The 1,271-nt window shown below is 41.7% G+C and carries 3 protein-coding genes; all 3 read left to right on the top strand.

What is annotated here, in order from left to right; all coding sequences use genetic code 11:
* Positions 1-261 (top strand): DnaJ domain-containing protein (locus tag IQR33_RS22310; protein WP_193844057.1); only part of this gene is annotated, 261 nt, incomplete at its 5' end.
* Complete coding sequence (locus IQR33_RS22305; protein ID WP_025634114.1) at positions 248-772, top strand: DotD/TraH family lipoprotein; 525 nt, start codon at positions 248-250, stop codon at positions 770-772. The genes IQR33_RS22310 and IQR33_RS22305, both read left to right, overlap by 14 nt.
* The coding region (locus IQR33_RS22300) for a type IV secretory system conjugative DNA transfer family protein (protein ID WP_193844056.1) at positions 769-1,271 on the top strand (503 nt) is incomplete at its 3' end. The genes IQR33_RS22305 and IQR33_RS22300, both read left to right, overlap by 4 nt.

Genomic DNA, 1,271 nt, shown 5'->3' with positions numbered 1-1,271 from the left:
AGTTCTCCGACTCTGAATGAACAAAACCCATTTAACTTCTCTGAAGAAGAAGTTCAGGCTTTCAAATTATTAGGGCTACCTATTACGTCCCTCAATATTTCTGAAATCAAGAAAGCCTTCCATCACAAAGTTAGGTATTACCACCCAGACATTAACCAAAACATCAGTACGGATGAATCAATCATCACTGTTTCAAATCTGAATACAGCTAAAACACTTTGCATCAATGCAACGAAGAGGAAACAAAATGAACGTCTTTAAGCTTTCTAGCATAGCATTCGCTTCTACTCTACTTCTTGGGTGCGCAACTAATGAAGTCAAAGATTTAAGGCACTTAGAAAAGAGCCCTGAAGAAAGGGCTTTTGGCGATCTTGAACCATATGCAGTTGAAATGCTTGACGAGCTCCGATTGTTAGCAAAAACGAGAAGTGCACATGCACAAGCACTTAAAGGCCCTGAGCAGAGAAGGCAGGAGCGCATGCTCTCTACAATGGTGTTACCTGGTTTTGAAAAGGTTGTTGACTGGAATTGTGATTGTGAAGTCGAAACTGCCGTAAAAGGTATTGCTGAGACAGTAGGTTATGGTTCTGATCGAGTATTTACTTATGGCCAAAAACCACCTGGTGGCGTGTTTGTAAGTATTAAACTGAAGGATCAACCAATAAACGACGCAATAAAGATTATTGACTCTGAAAAGGGTGCCCAGGTAGACATCATGGTCGATAACCGACTTAAGACGATTGTCGTTAAATACTTGGAGACAAAAGCGTGAGAACCAATACTGCTATTTGTTTAATTGCTAGTCTATTTTTCAGTGTTACCACTTTGGCAGATGAATCTAAGCGCACCTATTACAGCTTAAGTGAACTAAAAGATGTAAAGGTTAGACAACAACTAGTAAGCGATGGGGAAGAGGCACTCAGAATTGAGTCGATCCGCGAAAGAGCTGAAGAAGTTGGCAGTGCGAATGGTTATATAGCTACGATGGAGCGCTTAACAGATGTAGTGGATAGCAAGTCTCACCTCTTTGACCGCTTGCTACCTTTCGAGCATCTCATTAACGCTTCTGCAAATCTAAGTTCAGGTGAAGCCAAGTACCTTCGTCCAGGTATGGTAGACAAAGTAGAAGCTCATGCCGCGATAACGCGAGACACAAAAGCTACGATTATCAGGACCGATAATCTTGTCTATCGATTGAGAGAACAACCTAAGCCTGTGTTGAGGAAACCGCATTGGTCTGACTATCTCTACGACAAAAATTCACTTACGCC

It is taken from the genome of Vibrio sp. OPT46, from assembly GCF_015163535.1.
Taxonomy (GTDB): domain Bacteria; phylum Pseudomonadota; class Gammaproteobacteria; order Enterobacterales; family Vibrionaceae; genus Vibrio; species Vibrio alginolyticus.
The sequence above is the reverse complement of the archived record's forward strand: the minus strand, read 5'-3'. Positions and strand labels throughout refer to the sequence as shown.

Coding starts and splice junctions, on each gene's coding strand:
- IQR33_RS22305 (WP_025634114.1), top strand. CDS start 248: ATGAACGTCTTTAAGCTTTCTAGCATAGCATTCGCTTCTACTCTACTT.